This is a genomic window from Gordonia sp. NPDC062954, assembly GCF_044543825.1.
Lineage (GTDB): Bacteria > Actinomycetota > Actinomycetes > Mycobacteriales > Mycobacteriaceae > Gordonia > Gordonia tangerina.
In genome coordinates, this window is sequence record NZ_JBITWL010000004.1 from 181,630 (window position 1) to 199,085 (window position 17,456).

The 17,456-nt window shown below is 66.6% G+C and carries 18 protein-coding genes; 7 read left to right on the top strand and 11 right to left on the bottom strand.

All coding sequences use genetic code 11. From position 1 onward, the window contains the following. Positions 1-119 precede the first annotated feature (119 nt). Positions 120-1,292, top strand: a complete 1,173-nt coding sequence (locus ACIGKQ_RS06290; RefSeq protein ID WP_396572776.1) for a TetR/AcrR family transcriptional regulator — start codon at positions 120-122, stop codon at positions 1,290-1,292. A 127-nt stretch (positions 1,293-1,419) separates the two neighbouring features. Continuing rightward, on the top strand, positions 1,420-2,352 hold the full coding sequence (locus ACIGKQ_RS06295; RefSeq protein ID WP_235722845.1) for an adenylate/guanylate cyclase domain-containing protein: 933 nt from the start codon (positions 1,420-1,422) through the stop codon (positions 2,350-2,352). On the opposite strand, the gene ACIGKQ_RS06300 is transcribed toward ACIGKQ_RS06295, so the two are convergent. Genes ACIGKQ_RS06300 through ACIGKQ_RS06315 form a run of 4 tightly spaced genes read right to left on the bottom strand, consistent with a single transcriptional unit; the run spans position 2,319 to position 5,384 of the window. After that, positions 2,319-3,398, bottom strand: a complete 1,080-nt coding sequence (locus tag ACIGKQ_RS06300; protein WP_396572779.1) for a sulfate/molybdate ABC transporter ATP-binding protein — start codon at positions 3,396-3,398, stop codon at positions 2,319-2,321. The genes ACIGKQ_RS06295 and ACIGKQ_RS06300 overlap by 34 nt on opposite strands. After that, positions 3,395-4,177, bottom strand: coding sequence for an ABC transporter permease (locus ACIGKQ_RS06305; RefSeq protein ID WP_396572781.1), 783 nt, complete (start codon positions 4,175-4,177; stop codon positions 3,395-3,397). Before ACIGKQ_RS06305 ends, ACIGKQ_RS06300 begins: the two co-directional genes overlap by 4 nt. Beyond that, positions 4,177-4,950 carry a molybdate ABC transporter substrate-binding protein gene (gene modA, locus ACIGKQ_RS06310; RefSeq protein WP_372512341.1) on the bottom strand — a complete coding sequence of 258 codons (774 nt, stop codon included), beginning with the start codon at positions 4,948-4,950 and terminating at the stop codon, positions 4,177-4,179. The genes ACIGKQ_RS06305 and modA overlap by 1 nt, the downstream gene beginning before the upstream one ends. A 32-nt stretch (positions 4,951-4,982) precedes the next feature. Then, entirely contained in the window at positions 4,983-5,384 is a 402-nt protein-coding gene (locus tag ACIGKQ_RS06315) for a molybdopterin-binding protein (protein ID WP_235722849.1), read from the bottom strand. A gap of 246 nt (positions 5,385-5,630) precedes the next feature. Here ACIGKQ_RS06315 and ACIGKQ_RS06320 point away from each other — a divergent pair, with 246 nt between their 5' ends. Next, entirely contained in the window at positions 5,631-6,647 is a 1,017-nt protein-coding gene (locus ACIGKQ_RS06320; protein WP_287015162.1) for an ATP-binding cassette domain-containing protein, read from the top strand. Beyond that, a complete protein-coding gene (locus tag ACIGKQ_RS06325; protein ID WP_396572784.1) occupies positions 6,644-7,492 on the top strand; it encodes an ABC transporter permease in 849 nt (282 codons plus the stop codon). The genes ACIGKQ_RS06320 and ACIGKQ_RS06325 overlap by 4 nt, the downstream gene beginning before the upstream one ends. 51 nt (positions 7,493-7,543) lie before the next feature. Here ACIGKQ_RS06325 and ACIGKQ_RS06330 read toward each other — a convergent pair whose 3' ends face one another. Then, complete coding sequence (locus ACIGKQ_RS06330; protein ID WP_287015160.1) at positions 7,544-8,851, bottom strand: ROK family transcriptional regulator; 1,308 nt, start codon at positions 8,849-8,851, stop codon at positions 7,544-7,546. Between the two features lie 567 nt (positions 8,852-9,418). On the opposite strand from ACIGKQ_RS06330, the gene ACIGKQ_RS06335 reads away from it, so the two are divergent. Beyond that, entirely contained in the window at positions 9,419-10,465 is a 1,047-nt protein-coding gene (locus ACIGKQ_RS06335; protein ID WP_328714725.1) for a sigma-70 family RNA polymerase sigma factor, read from the top strand. Positions 10,466-10,488: 23 nt separating this feature from the next. Here the strand turns inward: ACIGKQ_RS06335 and ACIGKQ_RS06340 are convergent, their stop codons facing one another. Continuing rightward, positions 10,489-10,920, bottom strand: coding sequence for a VOC family protein (locus ACIGKQ_RS06340; RefSeq protein WP_235722855.1), 432 nt, complete (start codon positions 10,918-10,920; stop codon positions 10,489-10,491). A 97-nt stretch (positions 10,921-11,017) separates the two neighbouring features. Between ACIGKQ_RS06340 and ACIGKQ_RS06345 the strand changes: the two genes are divergently transcribed. Beyond that, positions 11,018-11,704, top strand: coding sequence for a histidine phosphatase family protein (locus ACIGKQ_RS06345; protein ID WP_266060748.1), 687 nt, complete (start codon positions 11,018-11,020; stop codon positions 11,702-11,704). A gap of 265 nt (positions 11,705-11,969) precedes the next feature. Here the strand turns inward: ACIGKQ_RS06345 and ACIGKQ_RS06350 are convergent, their stop codons facing one another. The 5 genes from ACIGKQ_RS06350 to ACIGKQ_RS06370 form a co-directional block, all read right to left on the bottom strand. Then, entirely contained in the window at positions 11,970-12,707 is a 738-nt protein-coding gene (locus tag ACIGKQ_RS06350) for an SDR family NAD(P)-dependent oxidoreductase (RefSeq protein ID WP_396572786.1), read from the bottom strand. Further along, positions 12,700-13,725, bottom strand: coding sequence for a phosphotransferase family protein (locus ACIGKQ_RS06355; protein ID WP_396572788.1), 1,026 nt, complete (start codon positions 13,723-13,725; stop codon positions 12,700-12,702). The genes ACIGKQ_RS06350 and ACIGKQ_RS06355 overlap by 8 nt, the downstream gene beginning before the upstream one ends. Continuing rightward, positions 13,722-14,936: an acyl-CoA dehydrogenase family protein gene (locus ACIGKQ_RS06360; RefSeq protein WP_235722859.1), complete on the bottom strand. Its 1,215-nt coding sequence runs from the start codon at positions 14,934-14,936 to the stop codon at positions 13,722-13,724. The genes ACIGKQ_RS06355 and ACIGKQ_RS06360 overlap by 4 nt, the downstream gene beginning before the upstream one ends. Before the next feature lie 89 nt (positions 14,937-15,025). Next, the gene (locus ACIGKQ_RS06365; protein ID WP_235722860.1) at positions 15,026-15,676 is read right to left on the bottom strand and encodes a TetR/AcrR family transcriptional regulator; all 651 of its coding nucleotides are present in this window, start codon (positions 15,674-15,676) and stop codon (positions 15,026-15,028) included. A gap of 45 nt (positions 15,677-15,721) precedes the next feature. Next, complete coding sequence (locus ACIGKQ_RS06370) at positions 15,722-16,387, bottom strand: TetR/AcrR family transcriptional regulator (RefSeq protein ID WP_235722861.1); 666 nt, start codon at positions 16,385-16,387, stop codon at positions 15,722-15,724. Between the two features lie 119 nt (positions 16,388-16,506). Between ACIGKQ_RS06370 and ACIGKQ_RS06375 the strand changes: the two genes are divergently transcribed. Continuing rightward, on the top strand, positions 16,507-17,421 hold the full coding sequence (locus tag ACIGKQ_RS06375) for an oxygenase MpaB family protein (protein WP_396572791.1): 915 nt from the start codon (positions 16,507-16,509) through the stop codon (positions 17,419-17,421). Positions 17,422-17,456: the final 35 nt, after the last annotated feature.

Sequence of the window (17,456 nt, forward strand, 5' to 3'; positions counted from 1 at the left end):
CCTTTCGCATGAACCATGTGTGGTTACCTTCCCAGGCTAACGTGGAATAACTTGTTTGGCTATAGCGGGTGGTCAGGGACTCACTTGCATCGCAAAATATGCGCTATGGTCGATTCACCATGCCTACCGATAAGCCCATCCGGCGCACCCGCCCGGCCGACCGCAAGAGCCAGCTCGTCGAGCAGGCCGCCGTGCTGTTCGCCGACCGCGGGTACACCCAGGTGTCGCTGGCCGACATCGCCCGGGCCGCAGGGGTCACAGCACCGTCGGTGTACCGGCATTTCGACGACAAACAGGCCCTGTTGGCGGCCGCGGTACTCGCCGGCGTCGACGATCTCGAGGCCTGCACCGGTCGCGCGATGGCCGACCCCGATGCCCGGGTCGACGACCTGATCGCAGCGGTCTGCACGCTCGGGGTCCGACGACCCCAGTCGACGTCGTTGTGGCGTTGGGCGAGCCAACATCTCACGGACGAACAGAACCGCGAGGTGGTCCTGCGCACCCGCGCGATCCTGCACCGCTGGGGCGCGGCGCTGGCCGAGGGAACCGACCTCGCCGAACGGGAGGCGGTCACCCTGGCGTGGGCGGTGCTGAGTGTGGCGGGCAGCCTGTCAGTGCACAACACCCGACTCTCGACAACGCGATCGCTCGAGGAGGTCGATCTGTTGGTGCGGCGGGTGATCGTCCTGCGACCGGCCACGGCGCCACCCCTGCCCCCGCTGCCACCTCCGGGCGCCGGCATACCCACCCGACGCGATGAGATCCTGGATGCCGCCGCGGCGCTGTTCGCCGAGCGCGGGTACAGCGGCGTCGGCGTCGACGACATCGGCGCCGCCGTGGGTATCACCGGGCCCAGCGTGTACAAGCACTTCAGTTCCAAGATGGCGATCCTCGCCGGCATCGGTCAGCGCAGCGCCACCCGCCTCGAAGCCGGCGTGATGGCCGCCTACGCGTCCACCTCCGACCCGGCCAAACTGCTTGCGCTGCTGGTCGACTCGTATGTGAACGTGATCACCTCCACCCCGGATCTGTCCGTGTCGTTCAACAACTCCTATGCACTGGCCGGCCAGCCGACGGCGCATGACCTGATCGACATCCAGCGCCGCTATGTGGCTCGCTGGGTGGACCTGCTCACCCAGGCGCAACCTGAGCTGACGCGCGAACGCGCGGCCATCGACGTGCACGCGTCCCTTTCGGTCGTGAACGACGCGATCCGCATGCGGCGCGGCGTCCATCGACCCGAGTTCGGGGCTCAGATGGCGTATCTGATGAAGGGTGTGTTGGGGGTCTGAGCGGCGTACACCTACTCGCGCACCTATCGATCATTCGCGCGTGAAATTTCACGCGCGAATGATCACCGGGCGCGCGGGAACCATGTTCCCGGACCGCGCACCAGCCGGCCTCACCTAAGCTGACCCCATGACGACACCGGGCACCGGCGAACCGCGCTACACCCGCGACGAACTCGTCGCCGAGCTGGGGTTGAGCGCTGAGTATGCCGAGAAGATCTGGAATGCCTTTGGTTTCGCCCGCACCTCGACGCCGGACAAGATCTTCACCGAGGCCGATCTCGACGCGTTGCGATTGTTCGCCGACTCCGAGGACACCATGCCGCAGACCGCGCAGGTGGCCACCGCGCGGGCCATCGGCCAGACGATGGCCCGCTTGGCGGATTGGCAGGCCGATCAGCTCCGCGAGTTCGACCGCGATCCCGACGTCCCGTTCACGATCGACCAGATGTCGGCAGCGCTGGGGCAGGTGCAACAGCTGATCTGGCGCCGGCACCTGGCCCTGGCCCTCGACCATGGCGTGGAGCTCGAGTCCGACGAGAGCCACGATCTGGTGGTGGGGTTCGCCGACATCGTCGGCTACACCAGTTTGTCTCGCCGGATCGCCCTCGACGAACTGGAGCAACTGCTGGAATCGTTCGAGGAGAACGCCTTCGAGATCGTCGTCGCCAACGGCGGCCACGTCATCAAGACGCTCGGCGATGCGGTCATGTTCACTGCGCACCACCCATCGGAGGCCGCCGTGATCGCGATCGCCATCCATCGACTCTCCGAGTCCGACGAGATCCCGCCACTGCGCGTCGGGCTCGCCCGCGGACGGGTGCTGAGTCGGCTCGGCGACGTCTTCGGTGAACCGGTGAACATCGCCGCACGACTGGCCGGATCGGCCCGCCCCGGAACGATTCTGGTCGACGACGCGGTCGCCACCGGCCTGGCCGAAGACGAACGGTTCTATCTCCGGTCCATCCCGTCACTCAACGTCCGCGGATATCGTCGTCTCAAAGCGAGAACCCTGGAGGTCAACAAGTACTACGACGGACCGGTCGACGACGGCACCCGATAGATCCGCACCTCACTGGCCTTGACCACCATCGTCACCTCCAGCCCGGGCGCCATCGCGAGGTCTGTCACCGCCGACCAGGTGACCTCGGCGTCCACGACTTGATCACCACAGCGAGCCCGCACGACCGCATGATCCCCCCTCGGCAACACATCGGTGACCTGCGCACGCAGCTCGGTGCGCGGACTACCGTGCGGCGCTTGCAGATAGACCGCCACCGCCCGCGGCGAGAACGCAGCAGCACACGCGTGCCCGTCACCGAGATCGTCGGCGGCGACACCGACCACCTGTCGGCCGGCGCCGTCGTCGACGGCATCTGCGTGAAACCGTCCGACGAAGAGATTCAGCCCCGACAACGAGGCGGTGAACGGATGCCCAGGCCGCGTGAGAACGTCGGCGGTCGGCCCCTCGTCAACCACCCGACCATCATCGAGGACGACGACGTCACCGGCCAGTGCGACCGCGTCGATCAGGTCGTGGGTCACCAGCACGGTGGTGCCGCGACGTTCCGCGAGCAGATCCCGTAGCAGCGATCGGATCTGCTGCGCCACCGAGACATCCAGCGCGGCGAACGGTTCGTCCAGCAGCAGGACGTCGGGTTGGACGGCAAGCGCGCGGGCCAACGCCACCCGCTGCGCCTGACCGCCGGACAACTGGCCGGGCATGCGGTCGGCCAGGTCGGCGACGCCCACCGCGTGAAGCCAATGGTCGGTCCGGGCGGCGACCTCGGTGCGTCCCAGTCGTGCTGCGGCGGGCCCGAATGCCACGTTGCGACGCACGCTCAGATGCGGGAACAGCCGCGCCCGTTGTGCGAGCAACGCCACCGACCGACGATGCGGGGCAACGAACTGCCGCGCGTCCTGCATAATCCGATCCCCCACCAGAACCGTCGAATCGGCGGTTCGCCGCAGCCCCGCCAGCACCGACAACGCGGTGCTCTTGCCGGCTCCGTTGGGCCCCATCACCGCCACTGTGGCGCCCGCCGCCACGTCGAGATCGACAGTCACCGAGGGGTTCTCGACCCGAATCCGTGCGGACAGACCGCTCATGACGGCGCCGTCCCACTCGGCCGCAGGTGCACCGCCACCACCACGACAAGAGCGACCACCATCAGCACCAATGCCAGTGGCAATGCTTGTGCGGGATCGTTGATCGCATCGAGATAGATCCGCAGGGGCGCCGTCTGAGTGGTCCCCGGCAGATTGCCGGCGAAGGTGATGGTGGCCCCGAACTCGCCGAGCGCCCGCGCGAACGCCAACACCGTTCCGGCCAACAGCGACGGAATCACCAGCGGCAAAGTCACTTTCCACAAAGTCCGGGTTGGACCCGCGCCGAGGGTGGCGGCCACCTGCTCGAACTCGCCGTCTGTCGAGCGCAAGGCACCTTCGACACTGATCACCAGAAACGGCAACGCGACAAAGGTCTGCGCCAGGATCACCGCCGTCGTCGTGAAGGCGATGGTGATGCCGGCGTCGTCGAGATACTGCCCGACCACCCCGTTGCGCCCGAGCGCATAGATCAGCGCCAGGCCCCCGACGACGGGCGGTAACACCAACGGCAACAACACGAGTGCCCGAATCACCCGCACCACGATCCCGTCGGATCGCGCGAACACCACCGCCATCGGCACCCCGAACAACAGACACAGAGACGTACTCGTCAGCGCGGTGACCACCGCCAAGCGCAGCGCATCCAGCGATTCCTGCGACGTCACGGAGGCGACGAAATCCTGCCACGGCATCCGGACCACCAAGGCGACCGGACCGATCAGGATGAATGCCACCCCCACAGCGGCGGGGGCATACAGCCAGACGGGTATCCGACGCATCAGGCCGGGGCGGGAGTGAACCCGGCCGCACCCAACACCTCGGCGCCGGTTTCGCCGAGAACCATGTCGACGAACATCTGCGCGTCGGCCGCGTGCGGGGTGCCTTGCAGTGTCGCGATCAGGTACGAGTTGACCACGGAGGCGAACGCCGGGTCACCCACCGCCGACACCGTGTTGCCCGCCCCTTTCGCGTCGGTGACATAGACGAGTCCGGCATCGGCCTGCCCCGAGGTCACCTTGGCCAGCACTGCACTGACCGAAGTCTCTTCACTGACCGGCGACAACTCGATACCCGTGTTGCGTTCCACCTGGGCGGTCGCCGCGCCACACGGCACCTCGACCGCACACACCACCGTCGAGATGTCCGGATTGGTGAGGCTCTCGAACCCGTCGATGTTCTTCGGGTTGCCTGACGCGGTCACGATGACCAGCGTGTTGGTGGCGAAGATCTTCGGATCGACTGCAGCATCGCCAAGTCGTTGCATGGTCGCCTCATCCGCGGTGGCGATCACGTCGGCGTCGGCGCCCTGCTGGATCTGGTTCACCAACGCCGACGAACCGGCGAAGTTGAGCCGCACGTCCACACCCTCGTGAGCCTTCTCGTACATGTCGGCGATCTCGGTGAAGGTCTGCGTCAACGACGCCGCGGCATAGACGTCGAGTACCGAGTCCGACCCGGTGTCGTCATTCGAACAACCGACGCTTCCCGTCGCGACGGCCAGCGTCACACCGGCAACCACAAGTGCTCGGCGGAACAACCCAGAAATCTTCACGCAGTCTCCTCAACTCATCTCTACCGATCCACTCAATCCGGTCGTCGCTCCACGATCACGGTGGTCGCCTTGACCACGGCCGTGGCCACCACACCCGGTTCGAGCTGCAGCTCCCGCGCCGCCTCTGAACTCATCAGCGAGGTGACCTCGAACGGCCCACATTGCATGCTGACCTGCGCCATCACGCCGTCGGCGATCACTTCGGTGACCAGTCCGGTGAAACGGTTACGTGCCGACCGGAGCACCGGGTTGCCGTCGTCGGGTGGGCGTCGCGCGCGGTCACGCGCGAGGGCGGCGAGTTCCGCTCCGTCGACGGTCGCCACACCCTGCTCGCCACCCGCGTCGCTCAGCTGGCCGGTGCCCACCCACCGGCGCACGGTGTCATCGCTGACGCCCAGCAACTCGGCTGCATCTCGGATACGAATCGCGGCCACGACCCAACAATATCCGCAGAATCGGGTATTTCAGTGCAGAATACCCGTATACGCGGAACGCCAGGTTTGGGTTGACTTCGAGTGAAGTTGAAGTTCTCCCGTGATCTGACATATCGGACTTCGCCGTAGCGCCGCGGCGATGATTTTCGGGACGCGCGCGGGTCTGTGTACCTGACGGGGCAGCGCCGTCCCGACACCGAAAATTGGCTCGCCATCTGTCAGACCCCATCGATATCGTGGAGAATCATGAGCTCACCCACTGCTCCGGCGGTAACGCCGGCCACCCCGTCGACGCGCGACGTCGCCATCGAGGCCGTTGATCTCGTGAAGCGCTTCGGCGATTTCACCGCGGTCGACGGCGTCAGTTTCACCGTCCCCCAGGGATCGGTCCTCGGCCTGCTCGGGCCGAATGGCGCAGGAAAAACCACCACGGTGCGGATGATGACGACGCTGTCCCCACCCACCAGCGGCACCGCGCGGGTCGCCGGGTACGACGTCATCGAACAACCCGACATGGTCCGCCGCAGCATGGGTCTCACCGGTCAGGCCGCGACGGTCGATGAGATCCTCACCGGCCGGGAGAACATCCGCATGATCGGCGGTCTCTATGGCATCGGACGCAAAGAACTCGCACGACGCTCCGAGCAACTGCTCGAACAGTTCTCGCTGACCGAGGCCGGCGACAAACAGGTCAAGTCGTATTCCGGCGGCATGCGTCGCCGGCTCGACCTGGCGGTGAGCCTCCTGGCCGCGCCACCGGTGTTGTTCCTCGACGAACCCACCACCGGCCTCGATCCGCGCAGCCGCACCGAACTCTGGGATGTGCTGCGCGACCTGGTCAAAGGCGGCACAACCCTGCTCTTGACCACCCAGTATCTGGAAGAGGCCGATCATCTCGCGGACAACATCGTGGTGATCGACAAGGGCACCATCATCGCGCAGGGCACTTCGCTGCAACTCAAGGAACAGGCCGGCGCGGCCAGCCTCGTGCTGACCGTGTCCGACGCCGCCGACATCCCGGCAGCCGAGGCACTGCTGCGCAAGACCGGCGGTGAGGTCTTCATCGACGAGGGTGCCCGCAAACTCACCACCTCCGCCGACGGGCTGGCCGACCTCACCCGGGTCGTCGGCTGGTTCGACGAGAGCGGCATCGCCGTCGACGATCTCGGCCTCGCCCGGCCCAGCCTCGACGACGTGTTCCTGTCGCTCACCGGCCACCGCGCCGAAGACGAAACCTCCACCGAAGAGGAGCAGAACGCATGACCACCACCGCGTTCACCGGCAGCGCCATCTCCCAGCGCCCGGAGATCCATCAGACCACCATCTGGCAACAGTCCTGGATCATGGTCAAGCGCAACATGATCCACACCCGGCGGATGCCGGAGATGCTCTCCGACGTCACCATCCAGCCAATCATGTTCGTGCTGCTGTTCGCCTACGTGTTCGGCGCCTCGATCACCAACACCGGCGGACCGTCATACAAAGAGTTCCTGCTGCCCGGCATCATGGGTCAGACGATCGTGTTCACCGCCTTCATCGTCTCCACCGGCATCACCGCCGACCTGGAGAAGGGCATCATCGACCGGTTCCGATCGCTACCCATCCGCCGCTCCGCGGTGATCATCGGGCGCAGCATCGCCAGTCTGCTGCACTCATCGATCGGCATCGTGGTGATGGCAATCACCGGCCTGGCCATCGGCTGGCGTATCCGCAACGGTTTCGTCGACGCGGTGCTGGCCTTCGCCCTGCTGCTGCTGTTCGGGTTCGCGATGATCTGGTTCGGCATCCTCGTCGGGTCGTGGCTCAAGACCGTCGAGGCGGTGAACGGTTTCATGTTCACCACCTTGTTCCCGATCACCTTCCTGTCCAACGCGTTCGTGCCCACCGACCCGATGCCGACGTGGCTGCAGACCATCGCCGAGTGGAACCCCATCTCGTCGCTTGTGCAGGCACTTCGCGTGTTGTGGGGCAACGGTCCGGCCGCCGGCCCCGGCGAGCCGTGGCCGCTGCAGAACCCGGAGCTGGCGACACTGATCTGGTCGGTGGTGCTGACGGTGGTCTTCGCGCCGTTCGCCCTGCGCGCCTACAACAAGCGCACGATCGACTGAGCAAGCTGCTGAGTGAGTCAGACGTTACGGTTTCCGCAACGTCTGGCTGACTTACGCCGTCACGGCCAAAGCCTCCAGCGGGTCCGCGTAGATGGCATCCAGCGACACCGCACCGGCGGCCTGCTGCTGCACCGTCGACCCCGAATGTGACACGCGCACATCCCGGCTGGCGACCACCGAGGTGGCTTTGAGCGCTTTGGCCACCGTCGGCAGTGTCGCGGGAAAGTCGGTGAACGCCTGCCCGCCGAGCACGATGTGATCGGGGTTGAAGATGTCGGCGATCAACGCGACCGTGCGGCCCAGCACTTCGGCGCGTTCCTCCAGCAACGCCCGCGCGGTCGCATCACCGTTGCGGGCGCTGGCGTGCACGCCCTCGATGTCGGCGACGCGCAACCCCAGCGCCTGCGCCGCGGTCACCACGCCGGTGTCGCTGGCGGCCGCCTCCAGTTGCCCTGTCTTAGCCGGGTCGAGCAGTGTGGTCGGCCCGGTTGGGAAGTGCCCGATCACCGGCGGCCCCGCGGCCGGCGTGTGGACCGTTCCGTCGACGCAGAAGGCGGTACCCACCATCTCGCGGGCGTAGAAGTACAGGAAGCTCGACTTCTTCTGTTCCGGATTGACCACCAACTCCGCCGAGGCCATCGCCTCCACATGCGATGCCACCGACACCGGCAGACCGACCGTCTCGGCGATCACCCGCCCCACCGGGGCCGCGCTCCAGCCCAGTCGTGGATGGTCGACGTGTCCACCGGGGGCGACCCGGCCGCCGAGGGCGACACCCGCCCACAGCACGCGACGACCCGTCCAGCGGGTCAGGAAGCGGCGAGCGCTCTGGCCGATGGCAATGAGGACGTCATCAGGGGTGTCGGCGATCGGCGTTTCGATTTGGATTGCCCCGACGACCCGGTGATAGAGGTCGTGGGTGGTGATCGAGGTGACCTTGTAGCCGATGTGGATGCCGAGGGTCAGGAAGTCGGCGACGTTGAGTTCGAACGGTAAACGCGGACGGCCGATGGCCCCGGCCGGTGCGAGATCGGCCCGTTCGCGCAGCAACCCGGCCTTGAGCAGGGCACCGACCTGCCGGTTCACCGTCGACACGCTCAGACCGGTCTGCTCGGCGGCCTCGTCGCGGAAGACGGGGCCGGCCAGCCGCGCCGTGCGCAGGACGAGGGCAGCGGGTTTCGACGACAGCTGCAATTGTGGAGTGGCGACGTGAATGTCGAGGCCCCCCTTCCGAACCCGCTCTCGGCGAGACGGCGACGTCCGGGCCGGTCCGGATCTGGTGCCGACCGGCGCGGCAGAAACCGTGCGGGCGGATGCAGGGGAGATCGCGGTGGATCGGTGGTCGAGCGTTGCGGTCATCTGTGTGTCCTCATCGAATGTGCCACATCCGGCCCGGCCGCGCGTCTGTGCGCGCCGGAGTCGAGGTGGCGAAGAGAGTGGGCGTCGCAGGCCCGGGGCGAGTGTGCGGATCAGCGCATTCGTCGACAACACAGGACACGTGCCAACGGCAGCCGGCAACCCAGGGCGGTGGTCACATAGGTGACCTCTGGGAGTCGGGTGGTGGCGTGCGTCATGTCAATCAAGCTAGCAACGGCGCAGGTCGACCGGCAACCGCCGCACCCGGGGATCACTGCCCTGCGTGACCGGCCCACTGGGGCGTTCACCGGCGAATATATGCCCGCGCCCTGTGGTGCCGACCACTTGCGCGCAGCGTGATTCCAACCCCCGGCCCACGGTCGCCGCGCGGGTCGGCGGTCCCCCTCACAACCGCCGACCCGACGGATTCTCCGCCGCGGCGCGTCCCCGACCACTTGGGCCGAAACGCGCAGCCATGGTTTGGACGCATCAGCGTCGTCCCCGGTTCCATCGGATGTGTCATCTATTCGCAGGCTGACCTTGTCAGAGGTGTCCCGTAATCTTGATCACATGTCCACCGCGACCACCCAGACCGCGCCTGACGACGACTTCGTCGAGGTCTTCGAGCCGTACCGGCGCGAGATCCTCGCGCACTGCTACCGCATGATGGGCTCGCACCACGACGCCGAAGATCTCCTGCAGGAGACCTACATCAGGGCGTGGCGCGGATACGCCAAGTTCGACCGCCGGGCCTCGGTGCGCACCTGGCTGCACAAGATCGCGACGAATACCTGCCTGACGGCACTGCAGAGCAAGCAGCGGCGCCCGATGCCGTCGGGGCTCGGCGGGGACGCCTTCGACCCGACCGACACCCTGCTACAAGACCACGAGGTCCCCTGGCTCGAGCCGTTCGCCGGCACGGTCGACGAGATCGCACCGGGCGACGATGCCGATCCGGCGTATGTGATCGGTGCACGCGAGTCGATCCGACTCGCCTTCATCGCCGCGCTGCAACATCTCCCCGAGCGACAGCGGGCGGTGCTGATCCTGCGCGATGTGCTGCAGTGGAAAGCGGCCGAGGTCGCCGACACCATCGGCGTCACCACCGCGACCGTGAACAGCCTGCTGCAGCGTGCCCGGGAACAGCTCAAGAACACACCCGGGCCCGACCAGTCACCGAGCGTGCTCGACGACTCGACCAAACGCGAGTTGCTCGCGAAGTACGTCTCGGCGTTCGAGCGCTACGACATAGACGCGATCGTCGACCTGTTCACCGACAAATCCATCTGGGAGATGCCCCCGTTCACCGGTTGGTATCAGGGGGCCGAGGCGATCGGCGAACTCATCGCCCGCAACTGTCCCGCCGAGGGGCCCGGCGATCAGATCCTGTTGCCGACGGTGGCCAACGGACAGCCCGCATTCGGGCTCTACATGCGCGAGCCCGATGGCGTGCATCGTCCGTTCCAGTTGCAGGTCCTCGACCTCGGCGCGGACGGCACGGTCGCATACGCGGTGGCGTTCTTCAGCTCGACGATGGAGGAGGATTTCGCCAGGTTCGGTCTGCCGCCGACACCGTACGACGCGCCGGCGCGCACGTCTCCGAGCCCATTCCACTGACTCCCCCGCACCGACCGTATTGCTCAGCAGACCTCCGCGGCCTCATCCGGACCCGCGGCGATCTGCGCCGGGTCCATCCACAGCACCTCCCAGGCGTGCCCGTCGGGATCGCAGAAGCTCCGGCAGTACAGGAACCCGAGGTCCTCGGCGGCACGGAGGTGGGTGCCGCCGTGGGCCAACGCCGCGTCCGCGTACCGATCGACCTCGGCGCGCGATGTCGCCGACACCGCTACCACCGTCTCCCGTCCGTACCGCGGATCGGCGAGGGCACCCGCGGCGTAGCCGGCAAAGCGTTGTGCCCGATGCAGCACCACCCGACAACCGTCGTTGACCGCGAAACACACCGTCCCCTCGTCACAGAACAGCGCGTCGAACCGGAAGCCCAGACGGGTGAAAAAGGCGCGTGACCGTGCCACGTCGGCTACGGGCAGATTGACGAACACCATCGTCGACACAGCGGACACTCCTCGATCGCGGACAGACCTGCAGGTGCAGACCGCGGCAACAGCCCGAACTCATCGGCGTCGGCCGCTACGCCATAGGGTGTGACCCATGGGCGTGATCTATCTGGTGCGGCATGGGCAGGCCGATCCGAATGCGTACGGTGTGTACGGCTCCGACGAGCCGCCGGTCAACGGACCGGGCGGTCTCACCGACGCCGGACAGCTGCAGGCGCGCCTCACCGGTACCCTGCTGTCCGGTCTCACCGATACGATCACCGCGGCGCTCAGCGGCGATCTGCCGCGACAGTCACAGACCCTGGCGGGTGTTCTCGCGCAAGTCCCCGGTGCGCCGACCCCGGAGGTCGACCCTGATTGGAACGAGTACGCCCTGCCCGCCCTGGTGGGATCGACCAGCGCCGAAGAGTATCGCGACGGCCGCAGCTATCAACAGCGCCTCGACGCGGGGCTGGCCGACTGGATCAGCGGAACCGGTGAGCACGGGACCGGCGAGACCTTCACCGATTTCGCCAAGCGGGTGCGCGCCGCCGCCGAACGCGCCACCGCGCTGGCTGGCTCAGGACAGACGGTGCTGGTGGTGTCGTCGGCCGGCACCATCACGCAGTGGCTGGCACAACTGTGGGAGATTCCGCCGAGCGCGTGGCCCGCATTGTCTCGCACCATGGTCAATGCATCGGTATCGAAACTGATCGTCGGACGCAGCGGCGTCTCGGTGGTGTCGTTCAACGAACACGCCCACCTCGCCGACCGGGAGGGTGGGCTCGCCACGTTCCGGTGATCTCGATACGGCTCCTCGCTGCGCTCGTCACCTACTCGATCAGCGAGGGGAAGCTCGTCCACTCGAACAGCGAGGAAAAACCCGCCCACTCGAACAGCGGGGGAACGGCCGACTCGAACAGCGGGGGAAGCTCGTCCACTCGAACAGCGAGGAAAAACCCGCCCACTCGAACAGCGGGGGAGCGTCCACGGATGAGGCGCTCCACTCGCCGGTCGAGTAGCAGGACCGGCGACGAAGGAGACGGCCCTGCGTATCGAGACCCCCGTCACGCCCGGTGCAGGTTCTCCCCCGGCCGCGTCAAAACGACGTTGGGCAGCACAGCATTTCGCGACAACTGGGTCACCGAGTGGGCGATGGTGGCGACGTCGCCGACGGTGATCATCTCCTCGCCCGGGATCGTGTCTTTGAGCCAGTCGGACATGTCGGTGTCCACGTAACCCGGGGCGATGGTGGTGGCGCTGACCCCGTTGACCGACTCCTCGAGATTGAAGGTCTCACACAGCGAGATCAGGGCCGCCTTCGTCGCCCCGTAGGCGGACAACTCCGGCTCCGGGTAGACACCCGTGATCGACGCGACCGCGATGACCTTTGCCGCACCGGCGATCTCGGTGGTCGACCGCAGCACGGGCACCAGCGACTGCAACAGGATGTACGGCGCACGCACATTGACCTGATAGAGCCGGTCGAATCTGCGCACCGGAAGGTCCGCGACCTTCCCCTTCTGTCCCATACCGGCGTTGACGACCAGCGCGTCGCAGCGACCGAATGCCTCACGGTGCGCCGCGGCCAGACCTTCTACCGCGTCTGCGTCGGTCATGTCCGCCGGGATCACCTCGACCCGTCCGGCCCCCAGATCGCCGAGTTCACCGGCCCGCTGCTCGAGCGCCTCACGTCCGCGCGAACTGATGGTGAGATCCCATCCGTCGGCGGCGAACCGCTCCGCGATCGCCGCGCCGATACCGCGCGACGCGCCTGTTACCAGCGCAACCTTGTTGTCAGACACGATTTTTCCCCCTCAATGTGCTCAGACCCGCCGAAATGAAATCGCCGGTCGCCTCGGCCGCGCGGTCCGCACCGTCGGATGCCGCACCGGCTCGTGCCCGATAGGTGATGCCTTCGGCGATCACGCCGAGCTTCAGATTCGCCAGCGCGAGATAGAAGTCCCAGTCACCCAGGTCGCCACCGGTACGGGTGGCGTAGCGCTGCGCCATGTCGTCGGCGGAGGGATACCGGTCGCTGGTCCAGGCTGCGTCGAACCCGACGACGCGGTCAAACCCCTTGCGGCGGTACACACACATCAGTGCGATGTCGGTCAGCGGGTCACCCAGCGTCGACATCTCCCAGTCCACCACTGCCCGAACAGTTCCCGGGTCGTCGGCGGACAGAATGGTGTTGTCGACGCGGTAGTCGCCATGCACGATCGTGGTGTCGGCCTCGACCGGGATCCGCTCGCTCAACTCCGCGACCAGCCGGTCCACATCGTCGAGATCGCGTGTCTTGACGTGCCCCCATTGCCGCGCCCAGAGCTTCACCTGCCGGGCCGCGAACCCGTCGGGTCGACCGAAATCGCCGAGACCGACGGCCCGGAAGTCGACGGCGTGCAGCCGCACCAGGGTGTCGACCAATCCGTCGACGTTGCGGTCGATCTCATCGTCGGACAGCGCCGTCAGATCGTCGTCGGTGCGGATGATGCGGCCGTCGACGAACTCCACCACTGTGAACGGCGCTCCCAGCACCGCGCCGTCGGAGTCGATGGCCACGGTGGGCGCCACCGGCACGTCGGTGGATTGCAGCGCGCTCGTGACCGCCCATTCCCGGTTCATGTCATGCGCCGAGGGGGTGAGCCCACTCGTTGGCGGACGCCGCACCACCCAATGCGATTCGTCGTCGCGCACGCTGAAGGTGAGGTTGGATTTGCCGCCGCTGATCAGCTCCACCCGAAGGTCACCGGCGACCCGGACGCCTTCGCGGACCAGGAAGTCGCGCAGCAGCGTGGAATCCAGCGCAGGATGCTCGCTCATCGGCCGGCCACCGCCTGGGCGGCCTTCTTCGCCCGGCCGATGGCGCGACGTGCGATCGCCCAGCGATGCACCTCCGAGGGTCCGTCGTAGATCCGGAACGGTCGCAGCTCCTGCTGCAGACGAGCGATCGGCAGGTCCTCGGACACGCCGAGGCCGCCACACATCTGCATGCTGCGGTCGGCGATACGGGTGTATGCTTCGGCGGCAAAGGTTTTCGCGATGGACGTCTCGTTGGAGGCGTGGCTACCGGCGTCGAGTTCGTGGCATGCCTTGACCAGCAACGCCATGCTGGCGGCGAGGTCGATCTCGTTGTCGGCCACCATCTGTTGGATCATGCCGAGGTCACCGAGCTTGCCGCCGAAGCCTTCACGCTTGGAGACGTAGTCGACGGCGACGTCGTGGCAGCGTTGCGCGGAGCCGAACCACCGCATGACGTGGGTCATCCGCGCCGGGCCGAGGCGCACCTGCGCATACCGGTATCCTTCGTCGACCTCGCCGAGGATGTCCTCATCGGGCACGAACACATCGGTGAAGCTGACCTCACAGTGTCCACCGATCATCGACCGGTCGGTGGTGACGATGTGGCGGTCCACGGAGATGCCCGGGGTGTCGGCGGGGGCCAGGAACATGGTGGCGCCGCCCCGATCACCGGGTGCACCGGCGGTGCGGGCCATGATGATGAAGAAGCCGGCCCCCTCTGCACCGGTGATAAACCGCTTCTCGCCGTTGATCTTCCATCCGCCGTCGACCTTCACCGCCGCGGTGCTCAACGCATTGGGGTCCGAACCCGCCCCCGGTGACGGCTCGGTCATGGCGAAGGCCGACCGCACGTCGCCGGCGGCCAGTGGCGCGAGATACTTCTGCTTCTGCTCGTCGCTGGCGATGTGCGCCAGCATGTGCACATTGCCCTCGTCGGGGGCGCCGATGTGCAGGGCGATCGGCCCGAAAGTGGAATAGCCTGCAGCGGCGAACACCGGCGCCCGATCGGACATGTTGAGGCCGAGCCCGCCGAACTGCACCGGTGCGTGCGGCGCAAAGATGCCCTCGGCCTTGGCCTTGGCATTCATCTCCCGTCGGAGATCGTCGCCGCCGGCGGCGTTGATGTCCCCGCGGTGCTCGTTCTCCAGGGGCAGGACATAGTCGCGGACGAACCGGGTCGTCTTCTCCACGACTTCGGTCACATCGTCGTCGTAACGCAGGTCAACGGACATCGCATCTCCTCACCGGGTGGTACCGACCGAGCGATCGTTCGGCGATCGACACCTTGCCAGGTGATGGGGCTCAGGTCAACCCGAGGAGATCAGACGGCGCCGTCGGCTCGATAGCCGACCAGCGCGCGGGCCAGTTCCAGGTTGCGCGCGATGAGTTCGTCGGCCCCGAGTTCGCCGTCGAGCTTGAACCAGGTCGAGACTCCGACACACATGGTGGCGACGGCGCGGGCGGCGTCCTTGGGGTAGGGCGTCGCGAAGTCGCCCGCCTCGACGCCGGCGAACACGATCTCGTCGACCATGTGCTGCTGCCGGTCGCGGTGGCCGATGTAGGTGGGTTTGTAGCCGTCGTCGAGGCTGCGAATCTCCGTAGAGCCCACGAACGCCTGCTCGCGGCGGTACATGTGGAACCGCAACAACGATTCGACGACGGCATCGAACTGGTCGACGGGCCGGTCGCCGGCCTCGGCGATGGCCACCTCGGAACGGTGCAGCAGATCGGTCATCGTGCGTTCGAGCAGACCCTGGAGCAGGGATTGTTTGGACGGGTAGTGGTGATAGAGCCCCGGCACCGAGAGGTTGGCACGTGCAGCGATCTCGCGGACCGACGTCCCGTGGTACCCATGCTCGGCGAATGCCGCGAGCGCGGCCGCCAGCGGCACGGGCAGCGTCGACTCGCCGTAGTCGCGCCATTGGCCCAGGGACTCCGGACGCACATCGGTGTCGCCGGTCCCGCTAGTCATGAGGTCCAACATAGTCGTAGCCGGTCCCGCGGCCCGCATCCGGCACTAGTCGAAGCGCGCCACACCGTCGGCCAGCGCCATCATCAACCCCACGCTGACGTCGACAACACCCTCCCGATCGAGGTCGAGATGCCCTTCCAGCCAGGCCGCGAGGACGCGTCCGAGTCCACCGACCTGGAAGTGCGCCGCGGCGATCCCCCTTGGACGCGACTTGAACTCGACCACGCCCGACGCCGACTGCACGGTGAGCGCGGCGAAGATCTCGGTGGATTCCATCCGCTTGGCCGCGATCGTCGGACTCAGCAGCGCCTGCGAGAACAACAGTCGACCCTTACGCCGGTCCTCGTCGATGACCGCGACGATGGCCCCGACGGCAGCACGGACCTTGCCCTCGACATCGTCGCCGGAATCGAATGCGGCCACTCCCAGCTCGGCGATCTCCCCGATGACACCGTCGAACGTCGCGGCGACCAGCGCTTCGATCGAATCGAAACTCTCATAGAAGTAGCGGGTGGTGAGGCCGGCCTCCCGGCAGACCCCGCGGACGGTGATGGAGCCGCCGTCCGAGGCACCCAGCAATTCCAGCGCGGCGTCGATCAGTGTCGCCCGCCGTCGGGCCACCCGGATGCCTCCGTCTTCGCCACCGTAAGCGCGCAGGTTCTCACCTGCGGAAGCGTCGGCAGGTTTCGTCTCACCGGATGTACTCGCCACCCATCCATCTTGACACTGTCGTCACCGGCGCCGTCGGCGCTTGACATCGACCAGCTTGACAATGTCCAATGAAAAAGACAACAGCCGTAGTCAGATGGCGGCTCGAACAGGGGGTTTCAATGAGCACCGAACCACTCGTCGATGACATCGACCTGCCACCCGCCTTCGCCGCGGTCGACCCGGATACCGAGTACATCCCGCCGCAGGCGCGGATGACCCGTGGTGAGCTCGACGCGCTGCCGACGCGCCAGAACGAGATGAAGGGCATCTCGGCCCTCGCCGGACCTGCCAACGTCATCATGCAGCTCGCGATGCCCGCAGTGGGATACGGCGTCTACGAGAGCCGCGTGGACAGCGGCAACCTCTTCAAGCATCCCATCAAGCGCACCCGCACCACCCTGAGCTACCTTGCCGTCGCCGTGATGGGCACGCCGAAGGATCGGCGCCTGTACCGCAAGGCCGTGGGCAAGGCGCACGCACAGGTCCGCTCCACCGAAGACAGCCCGGTCAAGTACAACGCGTTCGATCCCAAGCTGCAGCTCTGGGTGGCCGCCTGCCTCTACAAGGGGTGGGAGGACATGCAGTACTTCTACGGCGATCCCGCCGACATCACCGAGGAGGCCTACCAGAACGGCGCCGTGCTGGGCACCACGCTGCAGGTCCCGCGTGAGATGTGGCCGGCCACCCGTGCGGATTTCCAGACCTACTGGGACGAGACCGTGGAGACCTTCGAGATCGATCCCGTCATCCGCGACATGCTCATCTCCATCGTGCGGGCCGAGTTCATGCCGCGCTGGTTCAGCTTCCTGTTCGGCTGGTGGTTCGAGTTGCTGACCATCGGTTTCCTGCCGGAGAACTTCCGCGACAAGATGGGACTCGAGTTCAAGCCGTGGAAGCGTCGGGTCTTCAACGCGCACAACAAGGTCGCCAAGGCCATCAGTGATCACCTGCCGAAGGTGTTGCGCGAGTTCCCCTTCAACTTCTTCCTGTGGGATGTCCGCTGGCGCATCCGCACCGGACGCCCGCTGGTCTGACCTCCCGGCGATTTCGTAGTACGAACATGCGAATT